We start from the raw sequence: 21,890 nt of genomic DNA on the forward strand, positions 1-21,890 counted from the left end.
CCGGACGCCTCACTCGGCGGTGCCCTCCTGACGCCCCGCGTCACCAACGGCCGATGGGGCGCCGCCACCGTGCTGGCCTGGAGCCGCCCACGGCCCAGCCACCGGAGGGGGTTCGCGGATGTCGGCGTGAACGGCGTCCGGTCAACGCTGGTGGGCCTCAGCGGTGTCAGGCGACGGCGGCGACAGAGATGCCGATGGCCATGGACAACCAGCCGGTGGTCAGCTCCCGGCGGTGGCGGATCTCCGGCCTGGCGAGCAGGCGCGCAGTCGTGCCGCGACGGCAACGAGGCGCTCGGTCGTCTTTCCGGGGCTGGGTTTGGCCCCAGGACGGACTCCTTCAGGTGCGCGCGCCGACCACGGCCGGCTCGGGAACCGCGGCTCCCTCGACAGCCGTTCGGCGTTCGATGACTCCCAGCGCCACACCGGCGATGATGATCGCGCCACCCAAGGCCTGCCCGAGCCGGACTGTCTCTCCGTTGATCACCACGGCACCGAGCACACCGAACACCGGTACGAGGTTGAGGATGTTGACCGCGACACTCGAGGTCATTCTGCGCAGGCCGTAGTTGTAGAGAAGGAAGCCGCCGACGGAACATGCCACGGCCAGATAGGCGAGAAGTGCCGAGGCCGTCCCGTTCGGTACCTGCCAGTCCCCGGCCTCCAGGAGCGAAGCGAGCAGAAAGCCGGCGGCGCCCGCCACGGTCTGGTAGTAGGTGAGCGTCATCGCGTCCTGACCGCGGCCCGCGTACTTGCCCAGCACGTTGTACCCGGCCCACACCAGTCCGCCGAGCAGCAGCAGGACATCGCCGAACCAGCGTTCGCTGCCACCGACTTCCGCTCCGTTGCGCACGACCAGGAAGGCGCCCACGGTGGCGAGCAGCACACCGCCGACCCGGAGCAGCGGCATCCGGGTCCGGAAGGCCACAAGCTCCAGCAGCATGGTCATCAGCGGGTAGGTGGCCACGATCAGAGAGGCATCCGAGGCGGTCGACAGCTGGACGCCGACGTTCTCCAGCACGAAGTAGACCGTGATGCCGAGCAGGCCGCTCAGGTGGATCATTCGCCGCTGGCGGGCATCCGGCCGCGCGACCGGCTTGCGTCGCATGCGCACCATGATCCCGAGCAGGGCGGCGGCGAGCGTGAAGCGGATGGCCCCGATGCTCAGCGGACCGACGTCCGCCAGGACCTGTTTGGTCACCGCGTACGAGCTGCTCCAGAAAAGCGCGGCCGCCACTACGGCACAGATCGCCCAGCCCTTGGCTTTCCCCTCGTCCACCCGTGTTCTCCCTTTCGGTCCGCACTCCCCGACTCCGCCCGGGCCGCACAGGAAGGCGAATCGTGGACGGAATTATGGCCCACACGCTAGCAATTCAACGGGTGCATGGCATACTTGCCGAATATAATTCGGGAAAGTGAGAGTTTAACGGAACATGGACGAACTTGATTCGGCGTTGCTGCGGCTTCTGCAGCAAGACGGTCGGCGTACCAACCGGGACCTGGCACAGGAGTTGGGGATCGCCCCTTCCACCTGTCTGGAGCGGGTGCGCTCCCTGCGCGAGCGCGGCGTGCTGCTCGGATTCCACGCCGAAGTGGACCTCGCCTCGATGGGCCGGGGACTGCAGGCGATGATCGCCGTGCGGGTGCGGCCGCCGACTCGTGCGGTCATCGAACAGTTCCAGGCCTTCGTGGCGCGGATGCCCGAGGTGATCTCGGTCTTCGTGCTGACGGGCACCGACGACTTCCTCATCCATGTGGCGGTCCGCGACACCGACCATCTGCACTCGGTGGTCCTCGACAAGCTGACTGAGCGACAGGAACTCGCGGACGTACGCACCTCGGTGGTCTACGGGCACCTGCGGCAGAACGTCATCGAGCCGATGTGAGGCCCTCCAGGGTCGTGATCAGCAGTGCGCGCAGCCGCCGCCGCGACCTGCGGGTCGGATAGGCCGTACGCCTTTCAGGGCACCCGGCTTCAGGACGACCCGGACACCGGCACCGTGCAGTGAGAAGGAAGGCACCTGATGGAAGAGCGACGGATACGAGACAGCGCCCAGGGCGAGGGAATGTGCAAGGCATGCGGGAGCAGGCCGGCCGACCCGGCCGCAAGCGGGACGATGGTGTGCGAGCACTGCGCCACCGTGCTGGAACTGCCGGATGCCGCCGGACTGGTCGAAGACGAGGGCGCCGCGGTCCGGCGTGCGTTCGAGAACCGTGACCTGCGCCCTGAACGCTGACGGTCATGGAGGGCGCGTGCTGTCAGAAGGGCTGGCAGACTCCCCAGGAAGCCCGTGCTCGCGGAACCATGCGGACCTGACGGTGGGGCAGATGGGTGGCGCTCCTCCTCGCGGTCGGCTGGGCGGGCAACTGGATGAGCGGCCTCATCGGGGGTGAGCGAGGGTGGGGTCTGTGGTGGCCCTTGGTCAGCACCGTGATCTGGGCAGGAGTGGCCGTGAGCGGCTTCCGGACCTACCACCGGATCAGAACGACGACCCTGCCGGCCATCACCGGCCGCCCCAAGCGAGGCTCTTCGTGGTAGGTCAGGGAAGCAGTGACTCCAGTGCTCCAGCCGCCCTGCGCCGGCAACGACCAGGCGGCCCGTGCTGTCAGCCGGAGCCAGACCGCACGGACCGCCGTAGGGTGGGCTCAGTCCGCGATCGGCAGGTAAACCCGGTTCCCCGCCTCAGCGAACTCCTTCGACTTCTGGAGCATCCCCGCCGCGACCTCCTCATGCGACGCGCCTTCAGCGTCGGCACTGCCGAACCGCTCTGTGATGCTTTGGCTAATCTTCATGCTGCAGAACTTGGGACCGCACATCGAGCAGAAGTGAGCCGTCTTGGCGGGCTCCGCCGGCAGGGTCTCGTCGTGGAACTGCCGTGCCGTGTCCGGGTCGAGGGCGAGGTTGAACTGGTCCTCCCACCGGAACTCGAAACGGGCGTCGGACAGCGCGTCGTCCCACTCCTGGGCACCCGGGTGTCCCTTGGCGAGATCCGCTGCGTGGGCGGCGATCTTGTAGGTGATGACGCCGGTCTTGACGTCGTCACGGTTCGGCAGGCCCAGGTGCTCCTTGGGCGTGACGTAACACAGCATCGCCGTGCCCCACCAAGCGATCATCGCGGCACCGATGCCGGAGGTGATGTGGTCGTACGCCGGCGCGACGTCCGTGGTCAGCGGGCCGAGCGTATAGAACGGAGCTTCATCGCAGATCTCCTGCTGAAGGTCGATGTTCTCCTTGATCTTGTGCATCGGGACGTGGCCCGGGCCTTCGATCATGGTCTGTACGTTGAAACGCTTCGCGATCCGGTTGAGTTCCCCGAGAGTCCGCAGTTCCGCGAACTGCGCCTCGTCGTTGGCGTCCGCGATCGAGCCCGGCCGCAGGCCGTCGCCGAGGGAGTACGTGACGTCGTACGCGGCGAGGATCTCGCAGAGTTCCTCGAAGTTCTCGTACAGGAACGACTCCTTGTGGTGCGCGAGGCACCAGGCGGCCATGATCGAGCCGCCGCGCGAGACGATGCCGGTCTTGCGGTTGGCCGTCAGCGGCACGTACGCCAGGCGCACGCCCGCGTGGACCGTCATGTAGTCCACGCCCTGCTCGGCCTGTTCGATGACCGTGTCCTTGTAGATGTCCCAGGTGAGCTCCTCGGCCCGGCCGTCGACCTTCTCCAATGCCTGGTAGAGCGGCACGGTGCCGATGGGCACGGGGGAGTTGCGCAGGACCCACTCGCGCGTGGTGTGGATGTTGCGGCCGGTGGACAGGTCCATGACCGTGTCGGCGCCCCAGCGGGTCGCCCAGGTCATCTTCTCGACCTCCTCCTCGATGGAGGACGTCACCGCGGAGTTGCCGATGTTGGCGTTGACCTTCACCAGGAACCGCTTGCCGATGATCATCGGCTCGATCTCCGGGTGGTTGACGTTGGCCGGCAGCACTGCGCGGCCCGCCGCGATCTCGTCGCGGACCACCTCGGGCGAAACGTTCTCCCGGATGGCCACGTACTCCATCTCGGGCGTGATCTCACCGCGGCGGGCGTAGGCGAGCTGTGTGACCGCCTTGCCGTCCTTGCTGCGGCGCGGCTGGCGCGGCCGGCCAGGGAAGACCGCGTCGAGGTTGCGCAGGCCGCCGCGCGGCGAGGTGTGCTTGATGCCGTCGTCCTCGGGACGGACGGGTCGGCCCGCGTACTCCTCGGTGTCGCCGCGGGCGATGATCCAGTTCTCACGCAGCGGCGACAGGCCCCTGCGGACGTCGGTCTCGCCGAGAGGATCGGTGTACGGGCCCGACGTGTCGTACAGCGTGACGGACTGCCCGTTGGTGAGGTGGACCTGACGGACCGGCACCCGCAGGTCGGGGCGAGAGCCCTCGACATACGCCTTGTGCCAGCCGATGGACTTCCCGGCCTCCTCGGACTGTGCGTCCTGAACGGAGGCAGGCGTGCGTGCGTCCTTGTTGGTCATGAGACCTACTCCCTACGCCGGCATTACCCGGTAACAGGTTCGGCGGTCGACGCAGCGGCTTCCGTCTGCCGACGTTTCGTGTGAAACATCACTCGACTTCGGTGACGTTTCATGTGAAACATCGCTGGGACGGAGGTCAGCGCCCTCTCAGCCCGGTGCTCCGAGCTCCCGCGTGTACAAAAGGTGCCTCCACGCTAGCGGCAATTCTGGCGCGGTGAACAGAGGGCCCCCCTCGTTCTTGCGATGATCGGTCGGTGACCACGACGCAGCGTCCTCCTTACCCACCGCCCGAACCGCCTCGCGGATCCGGCGCCGGCAACGGCAACGGCCGTGGGCACGAGCACGATTTCGCCGCCCCGGGCGGGCTGGGGCCTGCCCGGGGACAGGCGCCCGGGAACGGGCAAGGCCCCGGTCCCGGGCGCGGACAGGGCGCCGGCCCGGCCGGGGCGTATGGTGCCGGCTCCGGAGGCTGGCGCGGTTCCGGCCCCGATGGAGGCGACGGGCCTCGTGGAGGCCACGGTCACGGGGGAGACGACGGGCACGGCGAAGGCCACGGTCCCGGCGACGGTCATGGCCACGGTGGCGGCCAGGGGAACGGTGGGGGCGACGGGCACGGTCACGGAAACGGACCCGGCCCCTCACCGGACGGCGGACACGGGCACTCGCACAGTCACAGCCACGGTCCTGCCACGCCCGTCTCGATGCACCTGCGCAAGGTCATCGCGGCGGTCCTGATCCCCTTCGCCGCTGCCGTGCTGGTCGGTCTCGCCGTGCTGTGGCCGGGCGGCGCCCCGCCGCACGAGCGCACCGGCGTCGGCTTCGACCGGCAGACGCAGCAGGCCTCGGTCACCAAGGTTGTCGAGGTGAGCTGCAAGGAGGCCGGCGCCTCGGGTGTCCCGCCGACCGGCGACACCTCCACCGCCGAGGGCTCCTCCGCGGTGCAGCAGGAGAACGGCACCTGCAAGCGGGCGACGATCCGGGTCGACAGCGGCAAGGACAAGGGCCGTACCTTCACCGAGATCGTCCAGCCGGACCAGTCCCGCCAGCTGGAAGAGGGCCAGGAGGTCGTGGTCGCCTACGAACCCTCCGCGCCGAAGGACCTCCAGTACTCGGTCACCGACATCAACCGCCGCCTGCCCCTGGCGCTGCTCGCCGGCATCTTCGCCCTGGCCGTCGTGGTCGTCGGGCGGCTGCGCGGCGTCATGGCCCTGGTCGCGCTGGCCATCAGCTTCATGGTGCTGAACCTCTTCATCCTGCCCGCGATCCTTCAGGGCTCGAACCCGCTGCTCGTGGCGGTGGTGGGCGCGAGCGCCATCATGCTCATCGCCCTGTATCTGTGTCACGGCCTGTCGGCCCGGACATCGGTGGCGGTGCTCGGCACTCTCATCTCATTGCTGCTGATCGGCGTTCTCGGCTCGCTGTTCATCGGCTGGGCCGCGCTCACCGGCAACACCGACGACAACACCGGTCTGATCCACGGCCTCTACCCGACGATCGACATGAGCGGTCTGCTGCTCGCCGGCGTCATCATCGGATCGCTGGGTGTGCTCGACGACGTGACGGTCACGCAGACGTCGGCGGTCTGGGAGCTGCACGAGGCCAACCCGTCCATGGGCTGGCGCGGCCTCTACCGCGCGGGTATCCGCATCGGCCGCGACCACATCGCCTCGGTCGTCAACACGCTCGTCCTCGCCTACGCGGGTGCCGCCCTGCCGCTGCTTCTGCTGTTCTCCATCGCGCAGAGCAGTGTCGGGACGGTCGCCAACAGCGAGCTGGTCGCGGAGGAGATCGTGCGCACGCTGATCGGTTCGATCGGGCTGGTCGCCTCGGTGCCGGTCACCACGGCCCTGGCCGCGTTGGTGGTCTCGGCCGACCGCCCGGGAGAGCGGCCCGTCGCAGAGGCCGCCGCGGTCCCCGCACGCGGGGGCAAGGGCCGGCGCCGCAAGCGCTGACCGCTCTCGAACTCCGGAGCCATCTCCCCGCCGTACGGAGAAGCGTTCCTGCGCAGCTCGGCGGCATCCGGTGAAGCGTTACTCCACCGCGCCGCCCGACGGATGCCTCAGCCGGCGCCCTGTTCCGCCAGGATGCGGTCCAGGGCCTCGTCGAGATGGGCGTCGAAGTCAGCGAGCGAGCCCTCCTGGCCCAGCGGCACCAGCTTGTCGGTGCGGTCGAGGAAGGCGACCAGCGGTGCCGTCGACGAGCGGAACAGCGCCTGGTCGCTTCCCACCTGAAGCCGGATCAGCACTTCGCCCAGCGCGTCCGGCTCGACGGGCGTGACCCGCACATCGCCCTCCCCGCACGGCCGGCCGACCCCGTCGATCAGCAGCTCCCGGCCGAAGGCCCATGTCACCGGGGCATCACCGGGCAAGTGGAAGGTGAGCCGGACGGCATAGGGATCACTGGTCTCATAGCGCAGCTCCACCGGAATGCGGAAGGAGAGCTCATCGGACACGAGAAAGCTCATCATGACCTCTGCCTGTACGGACTCGCGCATCGCTAACCCCGTCATTCGCCGTGGACTGGCCGGGAACCAACCTCTGACACTTGGTGGAATCTTGCTGAACGTACACAGCAGATCACAAGGAGTGAGTTTTCACATACTGATAGAGAGCGCGAGCGAACCGAGCAGACGGCCGATCTCGCCCTGCAACTGCCGGGCCGCCGGGAGCAGCCGGTCCTCCTGGTGGGCGGGCAGGGAGATGGCCATCGTCGCGGCTGTGGTGCCGAGGGTGAGCGGAATCGCCGCGCAGACGGCGCCCAGGGCGTACTCCTGACGCTCGATCACAGGTTCGGTGCGTCGCACCCGCTCCAGACGGCGCAGCAGGCTGTGGTTGTCCCGCACGGTGTACGGCGTGAGGGCCTGCACCGGATAGCGCTCGAGGTGGTCCCGGCGGGCCTCCTCGTCCAGTTGGGACAGCAGGCACTGCCCGATGGCGTGTGCGTGCGCGGTCTCCCGGAAGTCGGCCCACTCCTCGACCGCGGGATTACCCGGGGTGTCGGAGACGCACATGACCTCGATCTCGCCCTCGCGGTACACCGCGTAGTACACGGGGACGCCCAGCATGTCCCGCCAGTGCGCGAGCGCGTCGACGACCGTGCTGCGACGTTTCTGCCGTGCCCCGCTGCTGCTCAGCCGCTCGGCGGCATCACCGAGGAAGAACAGGCCCTTGTCCCGGCGCAGATAGCCCTCGTGCACGAGGGTGCGCAGCAGGTGGTAGGTCGTGGGCAGGGCCAGACCGGTCTCCCGGGCCAACTGCTTGGCGGGAGCGCCGTATTCGTGCGCGGCGACGGTCTCCAGCAGGCGCATCGCGCGCTGCACGGATCCGATGAGGGTCGCCGGAGGGGGAGGCGTGGCGCGAGGCGGTTGATCGGAGGGGGGCGCCGAGCGGGGTTGCGCGGGGACGGTGTGCAGGTGGACACGTGCGGTGTCAGCCGGGGCCAAGGGTTCACTCCCGAAGCGCGAGAGGGTAGACCGTGCCGATGGACACGGGTGGGGGTGTACGCCGCTCGCGGGGGATGTCCCCGCGTCGAGTTCCGGACTCTATTCGTCTGCCACCGCACGCAGACGGCCCGGAAGGGAAACTTCCCCCGGCCGAGGGAACCGGTGACCCCGGGTGTTTCCCGCTACCCCCACCGGTTTCCCACCGGTCTCACCAGTCGCTGCGCGACGAGGAACTCGATGTGAACTTCCGTACGACGTAGATCAGTCCGCCGATCAGTGCGACGAAGACCAGCACCTTGAAGAGCAGTCCGATGACGAAACCGACCACGCTGGCGATCAGCCCGCCGAACACGACCAGGGCGATGACCGGCACCGCGACCCACTTCACCCACCACGGCAGTCCCGTGAAGATCTCTCGCATCGCCCTCGTCCTTACCTCTCCGCCCGTTCGAGTGCCGGGTCCTGTCGGTCTCTCTGGATCTCCTGATGTCCTGCCCTCGATGCTAGGTGCGGGAGGGGGTCGTGCGGGGGGCTCGCACCCCTTGTCCTCCCCTGACCGATCCCCTAGGGAACCCCGAGGCCGGGCGTCACCTCTCGGGCGGAGAGAAGACCACCAGCACCCTCAGGTCCTCGGTGATGTGGTGGAACTTGTGCGCGACGCCGGCCGGTACGTAGATCACGCTGCCGCGTGCCACCTGCGTCGTCTCCAGGCCGACGGTGATCGCGGCGCGGCCGCTCACAACGAAGTAGACCTCGTCCTGATTGTGCGGTTTCTGTGGATCCTGGTCGCCCGCATCGAGGGCGTACAGGCCGACCGACATGTTCTGCTCCCGCAGAAACTGCAGGTAGGCGCCCTCGTTCGCGGCGCGCTCCGCCTCCAGTTCGTCCAGCCGGAATGCCTTCATCGCCTTGTCCGCCCCTGCCTTTTGTGCCCATGTCCGATCAGGTCTGCAACGATCAGACACATGATGAATTTCGTAGTCAAGACGATCGCCAACGCGGGTGCCCTGGCGGTCGCCGTATGGCTGCTCGACAAGATCACCCTGACCGGTGACAGCACGGGCAAGAAGATCGGCACCCTGATCATCGTCGCGCTGATCTTCGGCCTGGTGAACTTCCTGGTCAAGCCGGTCGTCAAGCTCCTCAGCCTCCCGCTGCTGATCCTGACGCTCGGCCTGTTCACCCTGGTCGTCAACGCGCTGATGCTGCTGCTCACCTCGTGGCTGGCCGACAAGCTCGACCTCAGCTTCCACGTGGAGGGCTTCTGGACGGCCGTCCTGGGCGGCCTGATCATCTCGGTCGTCTCCTGGGCGCTGAACGTCGTCCTGCCCGACAAGGACTGAGCAGGCATGACATACCGCGTCTGCTTCGTCTGCACGGGCAACATCTGCCGCTCCCCGATAGCCGAGATCGTCTTCCGCGCGCGTGTGGCGGAGGCCGGTCTCGGCGGGCTGGTCGAGGTCGACAGCGCCGGCACGGGCGGCTGGCACGAGGGCGACGGCGCCGACCCGCGCACGGTGGCGATCCTGGAGGAGAACGGCTACGCCACCGGCCACACGGCCCGGCAGTTCCAGTCGTCGTGGTTCTCCCGTCTCGACCTGGTCGTCGCCCTCGACTCCGGCCACCTCAGGGCGCTGCGCCGCCTCGCGCCCACGGAACAGGACGCGCAGAAGGTGCGTCTGCTGCGTTCGTACGACCCCGCCGCCGACGGCGACCTCGACGTACCGGACCCCTACTACGGGGGCGCCGAGGGCTTCGAGGAGTGCCTTGAGATGGTGGAGGCGGCGAGCGCCGGTCTGCTCATCGCAGTGCGTGAGGACCTGGAGGGACAGGCGGCATGAGCGAATCCGCGACGGATGACGCGCATCGGGTGACGGGCGGCGCAGGTCCGGCGACGGGTGCCGCGGGCCGCATGGCGCGCGACGGCGACCAGGCGGCCGCGGTTGCCGGTGAGGGCACGCGCGCGGTGCGGGCCGGGCTGCCCGAGCCGGCCAAGTACGAGCCCACCCTGCCCGGACCGGTGTTCGCCGCCCACTACCACCTGCCGGGCGAGCCCACCGGCCCCTACACCTACGGCCGTGACGAGAACCCGACCTGGACGCTGCTGGAGCGCGCCGTAGGCGAGCTGGAGGCGCCCGGCCAGGACGGCGTGGAGACGCTCGTGTTCGCCTCCGGCATGGCCGCGATCTCGGCGGTCCTCTTCTCCCAGCTGCGCGCCGGGGACGTGTGCGTCCTGCCCGACGACGGCTACCAGGCGCTGCCCCTGGTGAGCGCCCAGCTGGAGGCGTACGGCATCGAGGTGCGCACCGCCCCCACCGGCGGTGACGCCCAGCTCGACGTCCTCGACGGCGCGAAGCTGCTGTGGATCGAGACCCCGTCGAACCCCGGGCTCGATGTGTGCGACATCAGGCGGCTCGCAGAGGCGGCGCACGCGCGTGGCGCCCTGGTAGCCGTGGACAACACCCTCGCGACACCGCTCGGCCAGCGCCCCCTGGAACTCGGCGCGGACTTCGCGGTGGCCAGCGGCACCAAGCAGCTCACCGGTCACGGCGACATCCTCCTGGGCTACGTCGTCGGCCGGGACCGCGAGGCCATGGCCGCCGTACGGCGCTGGCGCAAGATCGTCGGTGCCATTCCCGGGCCGATGGAGGCCTGGCTCGCGCACCGTTCCATCGCGACGCTCCAGATGCGGGTCGACCGGCAGAGCGCGACGGCCCTGGCGGTCGCCGAGGCGCTGCGCGAGCGGCCCGAGGTGACCGGGCTGCGCTACCCCGGACTTCCCGGCGACCCCGCGCACAAGATCGCCGCGCAGCAGATGCGGCGCTTCGGGTGTGTGGTGTCGTTCACGCTGCCCACGCGCGCGCGTGCCGACCGTTTTCTCGACGCCCTGCGGCTCGTGGACGACGCGACGAGCTTCGGCGGGGTGCGGTCCACGGCCGAACGGCGCGGACGCTGGGGCGGTGACGCGGTACCGGAGGGCTTCATCCGCCTGTCGGTCGGCGCCGAGGATCCGCAGGACCTGGTGGCCGATGTGCTGCGCGCGCTGGACACGTCGGCAGCCTGACCATGTCCCCACGGACGGTCCGAGCCTCCCCCCTCGTAGCTCGGACCGTCCCCCGGTTCCGCGCGCAAGAACCGCGCGACCAAGGCTAGTTGACTCTCTGTCAGTGTCCAATCACAGTAGCGACAGAGACCTATCGACTTATTTATAGTTGGGCACGGCCGGGAGCCGGGAGCGGGGCCGAAGAGGGGAGAGTGCGTGGTGGATCTGGCCTTGCTACGGACCTTCGTGACCGTGCACCGGGCCGGCTCCTTCACCCGCGCCGCCGCCCTGCTCGGCCTCTCCCAGCCGGCCGTCACCTCCCAGATCCGCACGCTGGAGCGGCAGTTGGGCCGCCCCCTGTTCCTGCGGCAGGCCCGCGGCGTGACCCCGACCAGCATCGGGGACGAACTCGCCCACAAGGCCGCACCGCATCTCGACGCCCTTGTCGAGATAACCGAGACCGGCCTCGACGACGACTCCTCCTTACGGACGCTGCACCTCGCCGGACCTCCGGAGTTCACCGCGGAACGAGCCCTGCCCGCCCTCACGGAGCTGACCGGCGAGGACGGCCAGGGCTTCGCCCTGCGCGCCTCCTTCGGGAACGCCGAGGAAACGCTGGAAGGGCTTTCCGCCGGGCATCATGATCTGGCCATCAGCACGGCCCGCCCGCGGGGTGCCCTGCTCACGGCGACTGCGCTCTGCGACGAGGAACACGTCCTGGTCGCCGCCCCACGCTGGGCCGAACAGATCGGCGCCGGACAGCCCGACCGCAAGCCGGAACCGGCCCTGGAGCAGGTTCCCGTGGTGGAGGTGCACGAGTCGCTGCCCTTCGTCTCCCGCTACTGGGCCTCCGTCTTCGACTCGCGTCCGGCAGCCCCCGGCACCGTCGTCGTCCCCGACCTGCGTGCGGTTCTGGCCTGCGCGGTCGCGGGAGCGGGCCTGGCGGTGCTGCCGCGATATCTGTGCGCGGCGGCGTTGGAGCGGGGTGACGTCGTCGCCCTGCACGAGCCGGCGGTGCCGCCGCTGCGTACGTACTTCCTGGTGGTCCGCACCGGGACGCTTGCGATGCCCCATATCGCGCGGGCCCACGAGTGGTTGCAGCGGGCGGCGGCCGACTGGTGCTAGGAGGCGCCCGAGGGCGGGTGCCGGGTTGCGCGGGCGCGCATGCCGGCTGTCCGGACAGTGCCTCACTCTGAGAGCCCGGACGGTGACGTTTCGCGATGTTTCACGTGGAACCAACCGGGCCACATTTCACCCATGACCGTCCGACCTGTGGTCAAGCGCACCGCCCGTGCCGTTCTGCTGGACGGTGACGACCTGATCCTGATCAAGCGCACCAAGCCGGGCCTGGACCCCTACTGGCTCACTCCCGGCGGCGGGGTCGAGCCCAGCGACCCGACCGTTGTCGACGCCCTGCACCGCGAGGTGTACGAGGAGCTCGGCGCGAAGATCACCAACGTGGTGCCCTGCTTCGTGGACACCGTGGAGCACATTGGGGACGACGGCGGCGCGACCGGTGTGAAGGTGCAGCACTTCTTCGTCTGCCGCCTGGAGTCCATGGATCCCTCGCTCCGCCACGGCCCCGAGGTGGACGAGCCCGTCGGCGAGTACGAGATCGTGCGCGTGCCCTTCACCCGGGTCGGAATCGCCTCCGTCCATCTCGTGCCGTTGTCGCTGCGGCACTACCTGGACGGCAACATCGAGGGCGTACTCGCCATGCACGCCTCCGACCTGGGCTGACACCGGAGGCGGAATCAGGACCCGGCCGCGACCAGTTCCTCCACGGAGTCATGCCGTATGCGCTCCGACGGGATGCCGATGTCCCGGAGGGCGTCCACACCGCTGCGGATCATCCCGGGAGGGCCCGACAGGTAGGCGTCGTACTCGTTCCACGGCCCGTAAGCGCGAACCGCGTCCGGAAGCTGCTGGTGTGCCTGCTGGTCGATGATCGCGCGGACGGAGAGCCAGGGGTGGCTCTGCTGAAGGCGGAGCATGGTGTCGATGTCGTACAGGTCATGGTCGGTGCGGGCACCGTAGAAGACCTCGACCGGCCGGCGTTCCCCGTGCTCGGCGACGTCCTCGACCAGCGCCTTGATGGGCGCTATGCCGGTGCCGCCGCCCAGGCAGAGCAGCCCGCTGTCGGTGGTGTGGTCCACGGTCATGGAACCGGCGGGCGGGCCGAGCCGGACGATGTCACCGGGTCGGGCGCGGTGCACCAGGGCGTTGGAGACCCAGCCCGCCGGGACGGCCTTCACGTGGAACGACAGCAGGCCGTCGGAGCGTGGCGCCGAGGCGAAGGAGTAGTGCCGCCATATCCGGGGCCACCAGGGGGTCTCCAGGCTCGTGTACTGCCCGGCGAGGAAAGGGTAGGGCTGGTCGGGGCGGACGGTGACGACCGCGATGTCCGGCGTCCTGAGGTCGTGCGTGACGATCTCGGCGTACCACCAGGCCGGGGCACGCAGTTCGTCGGCGGCCGCCGCGTCGATCATGATCTGGGAGATCGTGGTGTACGTCCGGACCCAGGCCGCCTCCATCTCCGCGGACCAGACCTCGCCGGCGTACTTGCTCAGCGCGCCGATCAGGCATTCGCCGACGGCCGGATAGTGCTCGGCCCGCGTCCCGTACTTCCGGTGGCCCCGGCCGAGATTCTGCAGGTAGTCGACCAGGACATCGGTGTTGTCGATGTGCTCGGCAGCCGTGAGCAGTGCTCTGAGCAGCCGGTCCCGCTGGGTGTCCATCGCGGCCGGGAAGAGCGAGCGCAGGTCGGGGTGGCGGACGAAGAGCAGGGCGTAGAAGTACGAGGTGACCTTGTCGGCCACGGGCGCGACCTCTGCCATGGCCCGGCGAATGAGGACGGCGTCCGGGGAACCTTCCTCGGCCGGGGCGGAGGCGGCCGGTCCTGGGGGTGTCACCGGTGCGGGCTGCTGGGCGGGTACGCGCGACTCGAGGGGAGTAGCCGTGGCGGAGGCGAAAGGCGCCGGGGCCGGGGCCGGTGGGTCCGTCGTGGGCGCGGGTCGAGGCGACGAGGCCGCGGGAGAAGGGGTGGAGGGTGCGGGCGAGGGGGCGGGTGCGGTCACGGGTATCGCGTCCGGGGATTCGCGCTCCAGGTCCGGCGCATGAGTGCTCGCGCCGTCTGTGGCGCCGTCGGTCGTCGAGGCGGGTGGAGCCGCTGCGCCGTCTGCCGGCGCTGCCGGGTCGGCCGTCTGCCGGCCCACCGGGCGTATCACGGCCGGGCGACGGCCGTCCGGTGTCCCGGGCTCGTTACCCGGCGTCGGCTTGGTGCGGGGCGTGAACCAGTCGCCCCCGCCGCCGGAAGTGCCGTTGTCGGCCGACGTGGTGGTCGGAGCGTCCATGGTGTGCCTCGCCTCGAGCATCTTTCGGTCGGTCTGCGCACTTCCCCAGTCGGAAGGTGCCTGCTTCCCCCGTGGACGGACTGCGTACCCATCCGGTGTCGCGGCCAATGCAGCCACATTCAACCCATGTTCCAGCTCTGTACGGACAAGTAAGGCAAGAGTGTGACATTGGCCGCAGTATTCCCACCTGAGCTTCCCACTCGTCTGGGCGGCTCAGTCGCATAACCGGAAACGCGGGTCTTCGATCTCTCCGTCCCGTTAGGCTGCATTGCCCTGTACGCGGCCCACACAGAACGGGGCGCCCGCCCCGGACGTGAACCGGAGTCGACCCTACCGGCCACCGCTGTGCACACAAGTCCCCCCTTGCCCCGTCACGAATGAGGGCAGGGCGCGCATCATCGGTACCGTCAAGAGCGGGCGACGCGCACGTTTCACGTGAAACGTCCGGCGTCTGTCCACGCTGTGTGCAGTCGGCTAAAACTGGCCAAAAGCTCGTATCCGTCCGGGGAAAGAGGTGGACGTCAGGGCTCCGGTCGGACAGCCTGACCTGCGTGCCGACTCCTTCCCTTGCCTCTTTGCCCATCCGCCGTCTGACGCTCCGCGACCTCGCCGCCTGCGCCGACTTGTCCGAGGATCGGGGGTGGCCACGGGAGGAGCACAAGTGGGGCTTCCTCCTCACGGCCGGCAAGGGCTACGGCATCGACGACCCCGACGGCGGCCTCGTGAGCGCCTGTGTCGTCACCGAGTACGGACCGCAGGAGCGTCCCTCCCTCGCGGCGATCGGCATGGTCCTCGTAGCCGCACGACACGCCCGACAGGGAGTGGGACGCCGCCTGACGCGCCACGTCGTCTCCTCTATGGGCACCACACCTCTCACCCTGCATGCCACGCCGAACGGCCGGCCCCTCTACGAGGAACTCGGCTTCAAGGTCACCGGACGGGCGGAGATGGTGTGCGGGCGTTTCACTCCTAGTGGGCCGCAGCCGACGGTCGCCACCCGTGCCGCGACCGCCGAGGATCTCGCCGTGATCCTCCGGTTCGACGAGCAGGCGTTCGGGACCGACCGCACCCACATCGTCGCCCGACTGCCGGCCTTCGCCGACCAGTTGCGTGTGGCGGAGGAGGACGGGCGGATCATCGGATACGCGGCCGCCTGGCCCAACATGGACACCCATGTCGTCGGTCCGCTCATCGCGCGTGACACGTCGGTGGCCCAGGCGCTCATCGCCTCCCTCGCCGCCCACACCGACCGTCCCCTGCGCACCGACATCGACGTACGGCACACCGAACTGCTCGCGTGGGCGAAGGAGCGCGGTCTGGCGTCCGTCGCCTTCAACTCGGTGATGTCGTACGGGATCACCGAGCTGCCCGGGGACTGGAGTCGTCGGTTCGCCCCGGTCACGGTCGCGGCGGGCTAGAAGGGCCCCGATACGACAACGCCGGCTCCCCAGAGACCAGGGAACCGGCGTCGTATCGCTGAAGAGGCCCGCTCAGGCGAGGGCCTCCACGGCGGCCGTGGCGAAGGCATGATCCTGCTCCGGGGCGCCGCCGCCGACACCGATCGCCGCGATCAGGCGACCGTCGCGGTGCACCGGCACACCGCCCGCGATGAACAGCAGGGGCCGGTCGAGCGCGGTGGGCAGGGTGTGGAAGAGGCCTCCGGGCTGCACGGCATCCACGAGGTCGGCGGTGGCCGCGTTCAGCTGGAGGGCCGTGTAGGCCTTGCGGGTGCTGGTCTCACCGGAGATCAGCACGGCACGGTCGTCACGCCGGAAGGCGAGCAGATGGCCGCCCGCGTCCAGGACGGTGACGCTGACACTGACACCTGCGGCCTCGGCGGCACGCCGGGCGGTGGTGATGAGGACGTCGGCGTCCTGGGCGGTCAGCGGAACGACTGCGGTGGTGGTGCTCATGAGGTGGTTCTCATGGAACAGGCAGGGTCGTACTGGTCCGGGTCGGGGAATGGCGGTGAGCCTGGCCGGCCGGTGGCTCAGTGGTGGACGGCGGGCCGCTGCTCCGTCGGCACGGATCCCGTGACCACGGAGCCGGGGGCGCCGGCGCGGCGTTCCAGAGCGGCCGAGAGGACGGCCAGGACCAGGGCTCCCGCGGCCAGGACGGCACCGACCCAATTGGGGGCGGTGTAGCCGAGGCCCGCCGCGATCACGAGGCCGCCGAGCCAGGCGGACAGGGCGTTGCCGAGGTTGAAGGCGCCGATGTTCACGGCGGACGCCAGCGTCGGGGCGCCGTGCGCCTGGTCGAGGACCCGCTTCTGGAGCGGCGGGACGGTCGCGAAGCCCAGGGCGCCGATCAGGGCGATCGTGACGGCCGACAGCAGCTTGTCGTGCGCGGTGAGGGTGAACAGCGCCAGGACGACGGCCAGCGCGCCCAGGGAGACGTACAGCATGGGCATCAGGGCGCGGTCGGCGAACTTGCCGCCCACGAGGTTGCCGCCGACCATGCCGAGGCCGAAGAGGACCAGCAGCCAGGTGACGGAGCCGTCGGCGAAGCCCGCGGTGTGGGTCATCATCGGAGCGATGTAGGTGATGGCCGCGAAGACGCCGCCGAAGCCGAGGACGGTCATCGCCATCGCGAGCAGCACCTGCACGTTCTTGAAGGCGGCGAGCTCGTGCCGCAGGCGCACCCCCTCCGGCTTGGGCATGTCGGGGACGAGCCGGGCGATGCCGGTCAGGCCGATGGCGCCGAGGGCGGCGACGATGCCGAAGGTCACCCGCCAGCCCACGGATTGCCCGATGAGCGTGCCCAGCGGGACGCCGACGACGTTGGCGACAGTCAGGCCGGTGAACATCATCGCGATGGCTCCGGCCTTCTTGTCCGGGGCGGCGAGGTCGGCCGCGACGACCGAGCCGATACCGAAGAAAGCGCCGTGGGCCAGCGAAGCGACGATCCGGCCGATCAGCATGACGGCGAAGGCGGGAGCGAGTGCCGAGAGCAGGTTGCCGACGATGAACAGGGCCATCAGCAGCATCAGCATCCGCTTGCGGGAGACCTTGGTGCCCAGAACGGTCATCAGCGGGGCGCCGAACATGACACCGAGCGCGTAGCCGGTCACCAGGTAGCCGGCAGTGGGAATGGAGACCCCGTAGTCGCCCGCGACCTCGGGCAGCAAGCCCATGATCACGAACTCGGTCGTTCCGATTCCGAAGGCCCCGATCGCGAGGGCCAGAAGCGCGAGAGGCATGGAGGGGTACACCTTCCCAGACGATTGCAGGAGCACATTACGCGCGCTCACAATAATTGCGGACGCGGGCTATATGCAACCGCCGTCAATTGCGGTCCTGCTCTACCCTGGGTGTCAGCCGCTCCGGGACGGAGGAAACGCCAATGACAGCGACGGACCCCGCGCTCACCGCTCTCGCCCAGAGCTGGTGCGCCCTCTCCCTGCTGCACGGGAGGATCGAGGCCCACATCGAGCGCGCCTTGCAGGCCAAGCACGACCTGAGCGCGCGGGAGTACTCCCTTCTCGACGTGCTGAGCCGGCAGCACGACGGGGACGGAGGGCATCTCCAGATGAAGCAGGTCGCCGACGCGGTCGTCCTCAGTCAGAGCGCCACCACACGTCTGGTCACCCGGCTCGAGGACCGCGGACTCCTGGAGCGCTACCTCTGCCCCACCGACCGCCGGGGCATCTACACGAACGTCACCGAGGCAGGCCTCAAGCTGCTCGAGGAGGCCCGACCGACCAACGACGCCGCCCTGCGCGAGGCCCTCGACGAGGCGGCGAAGAATCCCGAGCTGGCCCCCCTGGTCCGGGCCGTGGAGACGCTGAAGTCTCCGGTTCCCGCCTAGAGGCCGCTCGCACCGGCCGTTCCTGCGGAGAATCCGGCCGCTCCTGCGCAGGTCCGGCCGTTGCTGCGTAGGGTGCGGCCCATGGAAGATCTTGAGATACGGTGCGCGACCGCCGAGGACGTCCCCGCGATCGTCGGCATGCTCGCGGACGACCCTTTGGGCGCACAGCGCGAGTCACCCAACGACCTCGCCCCCTACCTCACCGCGCTGGAGAGGCTCAGCGCCGACCCGAACCAGCGCCTGGTCGTAGCGGTCCGGGAGGGCCGTGTCGTCGGCACACTCCAGCTCACGATCATTCCCGGGCTGTCCCGACGCGGTGCGACCAGGTCGATCATCGAAGGCGTACGCGTCCATGCCGAGGATCGCGGCAGCGGACTGGGAACGCAGCTCATCGAGTGGGCGATCGACGAATCCCGGCAGCAGGGCTGCCAGTTGGTCCAGCTGACCTCCGACGTCACACGCACCGACGCCCACCGCTTCTACGAACGGCTCGGTTTCACAGCCTCCCACACGGGCTTCAAGCTTCCGTTGTGACCGACGTGGATGGGGCTCTGTTTCACGTGAAACAGAGCCCCATCCACGTCACCGTCTAACCGATCCCACGCCACCCCCCGGGGTCGACCCCGCCCGGCACAGAAGCCTCTTCGTCGTACGGCTGACGCGTGAACACGAACGATCCGAGGTCCAGGTGGCTCACGGACCCGTCCGGCCGCCGTACGGCCCTCAGGAGCTCTCCGGCGTAATAACCCTCCAGGCCGGTCCAGGTACCGTCGCCGTTCGGGCGGAATCGTGAGCGTCGCCCGTTGCCGGACAGCGGCTCCAGCGAGGCGAGCCCGTCGGCCGTGAGCCGCAGGGCGAACGCGTACGTCCCCCAGTACCACTGCCCCGTCAGCTCCAACGTCGACGGGTCGACGTCACTCAGCGGCCTCCACGAGGCGGGGATGCGCGGCTCCGCCTCGGCGACGATACGGACCAGATCGGCGGCAACGGCTGACACCAGTGGGCCCGAAGTGCAGTTGGCCAGCACGACCGCCGCTACGTCGTCCTCCACGCTGATGCTCACATTCGCCAGGAAGCCCGGCAGGGATCCGCTGTGCCCCACGAGCAGCCGACCGTGCCGGCGCTGGATCTGCATGCCGAGGCCATAGGCGTCACCGGACATCACGTCCGCGGCTTCCGCCGGCGCCGCCGGGACCCGCATCTCCCGCAGGGACTCGGCGCTCAGTACCCTCTCGTCGCCCTTCACCAGGAAGGCCGCGAACCGGGCCAGGTCTGCCGTGGTCGACCAGAGTTGACCGGCGGCTGCCATACGCCCGAGGTCCTCTGCGGGCTCGGGCAGCAGCACGTCGGCCCAGGGGTGCACGGCCCAGCCACCCGCGTGCGGGGCCTGCGGTCGCGCGCCGGTCCGGTCGAGCCCCAGCGGTTCGAGCACTTCACGCCGTAGAGCCTCCTCCCAGGAGGTTCCCCGCAACTCCTCCACGAGCGCGCCCAGCAACGTGTAGCCGGGGTTCGAGTAGTGATGCCGTCGGCCGACGGGGTGCAGAAGAGGCTGCTCACCGAGTACGTCGGCCAGCTCCGGCCGCAGGGACCCGGGCGTGCGCTCCCACCACGGCCCGGGCGACTCGGCCGCCAGCCCGCCCGTGTGCGCGAGCAGTTGGGCGATCGTAGCCGCCCCCGCGCCGGTACCCGGCACGTACTTCTCCAGTGGATCCTCTAGCCCGAGCAGCCCCTCGTCCCGCAGGCGCAGCACGAGAACGGCGGTGAAGGTCTTGGTGATCGAACCGATGCGGTACTGGACGTGCTCGTCGGGCTCTTGCCCGTCCACCGATGTCCGGGCGCCGTGCCACACCGCCCGCCCGTCCCGGATGACGGCCGCGACCAGCGACGGGGCCCGCCCCTGTGCCTGTGCCAGGGCGATCCGGTGCAGCAGCGCACGACTCGTTGCGGGAAGCAGCTCTTCCTTGAGTGTCGTCATGGCCCAAGTCCACCTGGCCCGGCCCGGCGAGTCGACCTCATTTCGCCGCCGGCGAGGGCTCAGGTCTGCGCCATGTCCACGAACCGCGAGTAGTGACCCTGGAAAGCGACCGTGATCGTCGCCGTGGGGCCGTTTCGGTGCTTGGCCACGATCAGGTCGGCCTCGCCCGCGCGTGGCGACTCCTTTTCGTAGGCGTCCTCGCGGTGCAGCAGGATGACCATGTCGGCGTCCTGCTCGATGGAACCGGACTCACGCAGGTCGGAGACCATCGGCTTCTTGTCCGTGCGCTGCTCGGGACCACGGTTCAGCTGGGAGAGCGCGATGACCGGGAGCTCCAGCTCCTTGGCCAGCAGCTTGAGGTTACGGGACATGTCCGAGACTTCCTGCTGACGGCTCTCGGCCCGCTTGGAACCACCGGACTGCATCAGCTGGAGGTAGTCGATGACGACCAGCCGGAGGTCATTGCGCTGCTTGAGGCGGCGGCACTTGGCGCGGATCTCCATCATCGACAGGTTCGGGGAGTCGTCGATGTAGAGCGGGGCCGCCGAGACGTCCGGCATCCGCCGGGCCAGGCGCGTCCAGTCCTCGTCCGTCATCGTGCCGGAGCGCATGTGGTGCAGGGCGACCCGGGCTTCAGCGGACAGCAGACGCATCGCGATCTCGTTGCGCCCCATTTCGAGCGAGAAGATCACGCTCGGCAGGTTGTTCTTGATCGAGGCGGCCCGCGCGAAGTCCAGCGCGAGCGTCGACTTACCCATGGCGGGACGCGCGGCGATGACGATCATCTGGCCCGGGTGCAGCCCGTTGGTGAGCGAGTCGAAGTCCGTGAACCCCGTGGGCACACCGGTCATCTCGCCGCTGCGTGAGCCGATCGCCTCGATCTCGTCGAGCGCGCCCTCCATGATGTCGCCGAGCGGCAGATAGTCCTCGCTGGTGCGCTGCTCGGTGACCGCGTAGATCTCCGCCTGGGCGCGGTTGACGATCTCGTCGACGTCGTCGTCGGCCGCGTATCCCATCTGCGTGATGCGTGTACCCGCCTCGACCAGGCGGCGCAGCACGGCCCGCTCGTGGACGATCTCCGCGTAGTAGGCGGCGTTGGCGGCCGTGGGCACCGTCTGCACGAGGGTGTGCAGATACGAGGCCCCGCCGACCTTGTTGATCTCGCCGCGCTTGGTGAGTTCGGCGGCGATCGTGATCGGGTCGGCCGGCTCGCCCTTGGCGTAGACGTCGAGAACGGCCTGGTAGATCGTCTCGTGGGCCGGCTTGTAGAAGTCGTGGCCTTTGAGGATCTCGACGACGTCGGCGATGGCGTCCTTGGAGAGCAGCATGCCGCCGAGGACGGACTGCTCCGCCTCGATGTCCTGCGGCGGTACCCGCTCGAACGCCGGGGCGGCGCCGCCGTCCCATGCCCCGTTGTCCCTCCCCCGCTCGTGCTGCTCGTCGCGGCCCCGGGCTCCGTCGCCACGACGGCGGGAAGCGGGCAGACGATCACTGGGACCGCTGTCGGCCCACGGGTCGTCCAAGGGCTCGGAAATGCTCACCGAGCCACCTCCTCCCGTCCGCCGCAGCAGACCTCACCGTGCCCCTCTTTTCTACGGCACGGCACTGACAAATGAGACGCCCAACTCCGGTTAGCCAACGCCGGTTTTGTGACGCTTTTGAAACCGGCAGACGGAGTGGGCGCCGGACCACGTTAGGCCTGTCGGCACCGTCAGCCAATCTGGTTATCCACAGGCCATGTGGACGACGGCCCAGATGCTGTGGAGAACTCCTCAAAACCTGTGCACGACCCGGTGGACAGGCCTGTGAACAAGCATCGAGCCG

At 69.3% G+C, this 21,890-nt stretch carries 22 protein-coding genes; 11 read left to right on the forward strand and 11 right to left on the reverse strand.

What is annotated here, in order from left to right; all coding sequences use genetic code 11:
• Positions 1-337: 337 nt before the first annotated feature.
• Positions 338-1,276 (reverse strand): DMT family transporter, encoded by a 939-nt coding sequence (locus HDA41_RS19810; protein WP_184985739.1) that lies wholly within the window; start codon positions 1,274-1,276, stop codon positions 338-340.
• 154 nt (positions 1,277-1,430) lie between these two features.
• Between HDA41_RS19810 and HDA41_RS19815 the strand changes: the two genes are divergently transcribed.
• Together HDA41_RS19815 and HDA41_RS19820 are read left to right on the forward strand one after the other, a co-directional pair.
• Positions 1,431-1,883, forward strand: coding sequence for an Lrp/AsnC family transcriptional regulator (locus HDA41_RS19815; RefSeq protein WP_184985740.1), 453 nt, complete (start codon positions 1,431-1,433; stop codon positions 1,881-1,883).
• A 138-nt stretch (positions 1,884-2,021) separates the two neighbouring features.
• Positions 2,022-2,234: a hypothetical protein gene (locus HDA41_RS19820; RefSeq protein WP_184985742.1), complete on the forward strand. Its 213-nt coding sequence runs from the start codon at positions 2,022-2,024 to the stop codon at positions 2,232-2,234.
• 409 nt (positions 2,235-2,643) lie between these two features.
• On the opposite strand, the gene thiC is transcribed toward HDA41_RS19820, so the two are convergent.
• Positions 2,644-4,446, reverse strand: coding sequence for a phosphomethylpyrimidine synthase ThiC (thiC, locus tag HDA41_RS19825; RefSeq protein ID WP_221511565.1), 1,803 nt, complete (start codon positions 4,444-4,446; stop codon positions 2,644-2,646).
• 254 nt (positions 4,447-4,700) lie between these two features.
• Here thiC and HDA41_RS19830 point away from each other — a divergent pair, with 254 nt between their 5' ends.
• Positions 4,701-6,398, forward strand: a complete 1,698-nt coding sequence (locus tag HDA41_RS19830) for a YibE/F family protein (protein ID WP_184985744.1) — start codon at positions 4,701-4,703, stop codon at positions 6,396-6,398.
• A 107-nt stretch (positions 6,399-6,505) separates the two neighbouring features.
• On the opposite strand, the gene HDA41_RS19835 is transcribed toward HDA41_RS19830, so the two are convergent.
• The 4 genes from HDA41_RS19835 to HDA41_RS19850 all read right to left on the reverse strand — a co-directional run bounded on the left by HDA41_RS19835 (position 6,506) and on the right by HDA41_RS19850 (position 8,793).
• A complete protein-coding gene (locus HDA41_RS19835; RefSeq protein WP_184985746.1) occupies positions 6,506-6,940 on the reverse strand; it encodes an SsgA family sporulation/cell division regulator in 435 nt (144 codons plus the stop codon).
• A gap of 99 nt (positions 6,941-7,039) precedes the next feature.
• Positions 7,040-7,888: an IclR family transcriptional regulator gene (locus HDA41_RS19840; RefSeq protein WP_376706801.1), complete on the reverse strand. Its 849-nt coding sequence runs from the start codon at positions 7,886-7,888 to the stop codon at positions 7,040-7,042.
• Positions 7,889-8,096: 208 nt separating this feature from the next.
• Positions 8,097-8,309, reverse strand: a complete 213-nt coding sequence (locus HDA41_RS19845; RefSeq protein ID WP_184985748.1) for a DUF5326 family protein — start codon at positions 8,307-8,309, stop codon at positions 8,097-8,099.
• 166 nt (positions 8,310-8,475) lie between these two features.
• The gene (locus HDA41_RS19850) at positions 8,476-8,793 is read right to left on the reverse strand and encodes a cupin domain-containing protein (RefSeq protein WP_059414731.1); all 318 of its coding nucleotides are present in this window, start codon (positions 8,791-8,793) and stop codon (positions 8,476-8,478) included.
• Positions 8,794-8,853: 60 nt separating this feature from the next.
• Here HDA41_RS19850 and HDA41_RS19855 point away from each other — a divergent pair, with 60 nt between their 5' ends.
• The 5 genes from HDA41_RS19855 to HDA41_RS19875 all read left to right on the forward strand — a co-directional run bounded on the left by HDA41_RS19855 (position 8,854) and on the right by HDA41_RS19875 (position 12,671).
• Entirely contained in the window at positions 8,854-9,231 is a 378-nt protein-coding gene (locus tag HDA41_RS19855) for a phage holin family protein (RefSeq protein WP_184985750.1), read from the forward strand.
• 6 nt (positions 9,232-9,237) lie between these two features.
• Positions 9,238-9,729, forward strand: a complete 492-nt coding sequence (locus HDA41_RS19860) for a low molecular weight protein-tyrosine-phosphatase (RefSeq protein ID WP_184985752.1) — start codon at positions 9,238-9,240, stop codon at positions 9,727-9,729.
• Positions 9,726-10,952, forward strand: coding sequence for a cystathionine gamma-lyase (locus HDA41_RS19865; protein ID WP_376706802.1), 1,227 nt, complete (start codon positions 9,726-9,728; stop codon positions 10,950-10,952). The genes HDA41_RS19860 and HDA41_RS19865 overlap by 4 nt, the downstream gene beginning before the upstream one ends.
• Positions 10,953-11,150: 198 nt before the next feature.
• Positions 11,151-12,056, forward strand: a complete 906-nt coding sequence (locus HDA41_RS19870) for a LysR family transcriptional regulator (protein ID WP_086599160.1) — start codon at positions 11,151-11,153, stop codon at positions 12,054-12,056.
• 132 nt (positions 12,057-12,188) lie between these two features.
• Positions 12,189-12,671 (forward strand): NUDIX domain-containing protein, encoded by a 483-nt coding sequence (locus tag HDA41_RS19875; RefSeq protein ID WP_184985754.1) that lies wholly within the window; start codon positions 12,189-12,191, stop codon positions 12,669-12,671.
• A gap of 14 nt (positions 12,672-12,685) precedes the next feature.
• Here HDA41_RS19875 and HDA41_RS19880 read toward each other — a convergent pair whose 3' ends face one another.
• Positions 12,686-14,284, reverse strand: a complete 1,599-nt coding sequence (locus tag HDA41_RS19880; RefSeq protein ID WP_230299488.1) for a globin domain-containing protein — start codon at positions 14,282-14,284, stop codon at positions 12,686-12,688.
• 551 nt (positions 14,285-14,835) lie between these two features.
• On the opposite strand from HDA41_RS19880, the gene HDA41_RS19885 reads away from it, so the two are divergent.
• On the forward strand, positions 14,836-15,702 hold the full coding sequence (locus HDA41_RS19885; protein WP_184985758.1) for a GNAT family N-acetyltransferase: 867 nt from the start codon (positions 14,836-14,838) through the stop codon (positions 15,700-15,702).
• Between the two features lie 72 nt (positions 15,703-15,774).
• Here HDA41_RS19885 and HDA41_RS19890 read toward each other — a convergent pair whose 3' ends face one another.
• Positions 15,775-16,197 (reverse strand): GlcG/HbpS family heme-binding protein, encoded by a 423-nt coding sequence (locus HDA41_RS19890; RefSeq protein ID WP_184985760.1) that lies wholly within the window; start codon positions 16,195-16,197, stop codon positions 15,775-15,777.
• Between the two features lie 77 nt (positions 16,198-16,274).
• Positions 16,275-17,483 carry an MFS transporter gene (locus HDA41_RS19895; RefSeq protein ID WP_184985762.1) on the reverse strand — a complete coding sequence of 403 codons (1,209 nt, stop codon included), beginning with the start codon at positions 17,481-17,483 and terminating at the stop codon, positions 16,275-16,277.
• 143 nt (positions 17,484-17,626) lie between these two features.
• Between HDA41_RS19895 and HDA41_RS19900 the strand changes: the two genes are divergently transcribed.
• Together HDA41_RS19900 and HDA41_RS19905 are read left to right on the forward strand one after the other, a co-directional pair.
• Positions 17,627-18,091, forward strand: coding sequence for a MarR family winged helix-turn-helix transcriptional regulator (locus tag HDA41_RS19900; RefSeq protein ID WP_184985764.1), 465 nt, complete (start codon positions 17,627-17,629; stop codon positions 18,089-18,091).
• An 81-nt stretch (positions 18,092-18,172) separates the two neighbouring features.
• Positions 18,173-18,625 (forward strand): GNAT family N-acetyltransferase, encoded by a 453-nt coding sequence (locus tag HDA41_RS19905; protein ID WP_184985766.1) that lies wholly within the window; start codon positions 18,173-18,175, stop codon positions 18,623-18,625.
• 55 nt (positions 18,626-18,680) lie between these two features.
• Here the strand turns inward: HDA41_RS19905 and HDA41_RS19910 are convergent, their stop codons facing one another.
• Both HDA41_RS19910 and dnaB read right to left on the reverse strand, forming a co-directional pair.
• On the reverse strand, positions 18,681-20,066 hold the full coding sequence (locus HDA41_RS19910) for a serine hydrolase domain-containing protein (RefSeq protein ID WP_184985768.1): 1,386 nt from the start codon (positions 20,064-20,066) through the stop codon (positions 18,681-18,683).
• Between the two features lie 59 nt (positions 20,067-20,125).
• Complete coding sequence (dnaB, locus tag HDA41_RS19915) at positions 20,126-21,607, reverse strand: replicative DNA helicase (protein WP_184985770.1); 1,482 nt, start codon at positions 21,605-21,607, stop codon at positions 20,126-20,128.
• Positions 21,608-21,890: the final 283 nt, after the last annotated feature.

It is taken from the genome of Streptomyces caelestis, from assembly GCF_014205255.1.
Taxonomy (GTDB): domain Bacteria; phylum Actinomycetota; class Actinomycetes; order Streptomycetales; family Streptomycetaceae; genus Streptomyces; species Streptomyces caelestis.

Excerpts from the sequence above, each read along its gene's own strand:
- HDA41_RS19815 (WP_184985740.1), top strand. The coding sequence starts at position 1,431 with ATGGACGAACTTGATTCGGCGTTGCTGCGGCTTCTGCAGCAAGACGGT.
- HDA41_RS19820 (WP_184985742.1), top strand. The coding sequence starts at position 2,022 with ATGGAAGAGCGACGGATACGAGACAGCGCCCAGGGCGAGGGAATGTGC.
- thiC (WP_221511565.1), bottom strand. The coding sequence starts at position 4,446 with ATGACCAACAAGGACGCACGCACGCCTGCCTCCGTTCAGGACGCACAG.
- HDA41_RS19835 (WP_184985746.1), bottom strand. The coding sequence starts at position 6,940 with ATGCGCGAGTCCGTACAGGCAGAGGTCATGATGAGCTTTCTCGTGTCC.
- HDA41_RS19845 (WP_184985748.1), bottom strand. The coding sequence starts at position 8,309 with ATGCGAGAGATCTTCACGGGACTGCCGTGGTGGGTGAAGTGGGTCGCG.
- HDA41_RS19850 (WP_059414731.1), bottom strand. The coding sequence starts at position 8,793 with ATGAAGGCATTCCGGCTGGACGAACTGGAGGCGGAGCGCGCCGCGAAC.
- HDA41_RS19855 (WP_184985750.1), top strand. The coding sequence starts at position 8,854 with ATGATGAATTTCGTAGTCAAGACGATCGCCAACGCGGGTGCCCTGGCG.
- HDA41_RS19860 (WP_184985752.1), top strand. The coding sequence starts at position 9,238 with ATGACATACCGCGTCTGCTTCGTCTGCACGGGCAACATCTGCCGCTCC.
- HDA41_RS19865 (WP_376706802.1), top strand. The coding sequence starts at position 9,726 with ATGAGCGAATCCGCGACGGATGACGCGCATCGGGTGACGGGCGGCGCA.
- HDA41_RS19875 (WP_184985754.1), top strand. The coding sequence starts at position 12,189 with ATGACCGTCCGACCTGTGGTCAAGCGCACCGCCCGTGCCGTTCTGCTG.
- HDA41_RS19880 (WP_230299488.1), bottom strand. The coding sequence starts at position 14,284 with ATGGACGCTCCGACCACCACGTCGGCCGACAACGGCACTTCCGGCGGC.
- HDA41_RS19890 (WP_184985760.1), bottom strand. The coding sequence starts at position 16,197 with ATGAGCACCACCACCGCAGTCGTTCCGCTGACCGCCCAGGACGCCGAC.
- HDA41_RS19895 (WP_184985762.1), bottom strand. The coding sequence starts at position 17,483 with ATGCCTCTCGCGCTTCTGGCCCTCGCGATCGGGGCCTTCGGAATCGGA.
- HDA41_RS19900 (WP_184985764.1), top strand. The coding sequence starts at position 17,627 with ATGACAGCGACGGACCCCGCGCTCACCGCTCTCGCCCAGAGCTGGTGC.
- HDA41_RS19905 (WP_184985766.1), top strand. The coding sequence starts at position 18,173 with ATGGAAGATCTTGAGATACGGTGCGCGACCGCCGAGGACGTCCCCGCG.
- HDA41_RS19910 (WP_184985768.1), bottom strand. The coding sequence starts at position 20,066 with ATGACGACACTCAAGGAAGAGCTGCTTCCCGCAACGAGTCGTGCGCTG.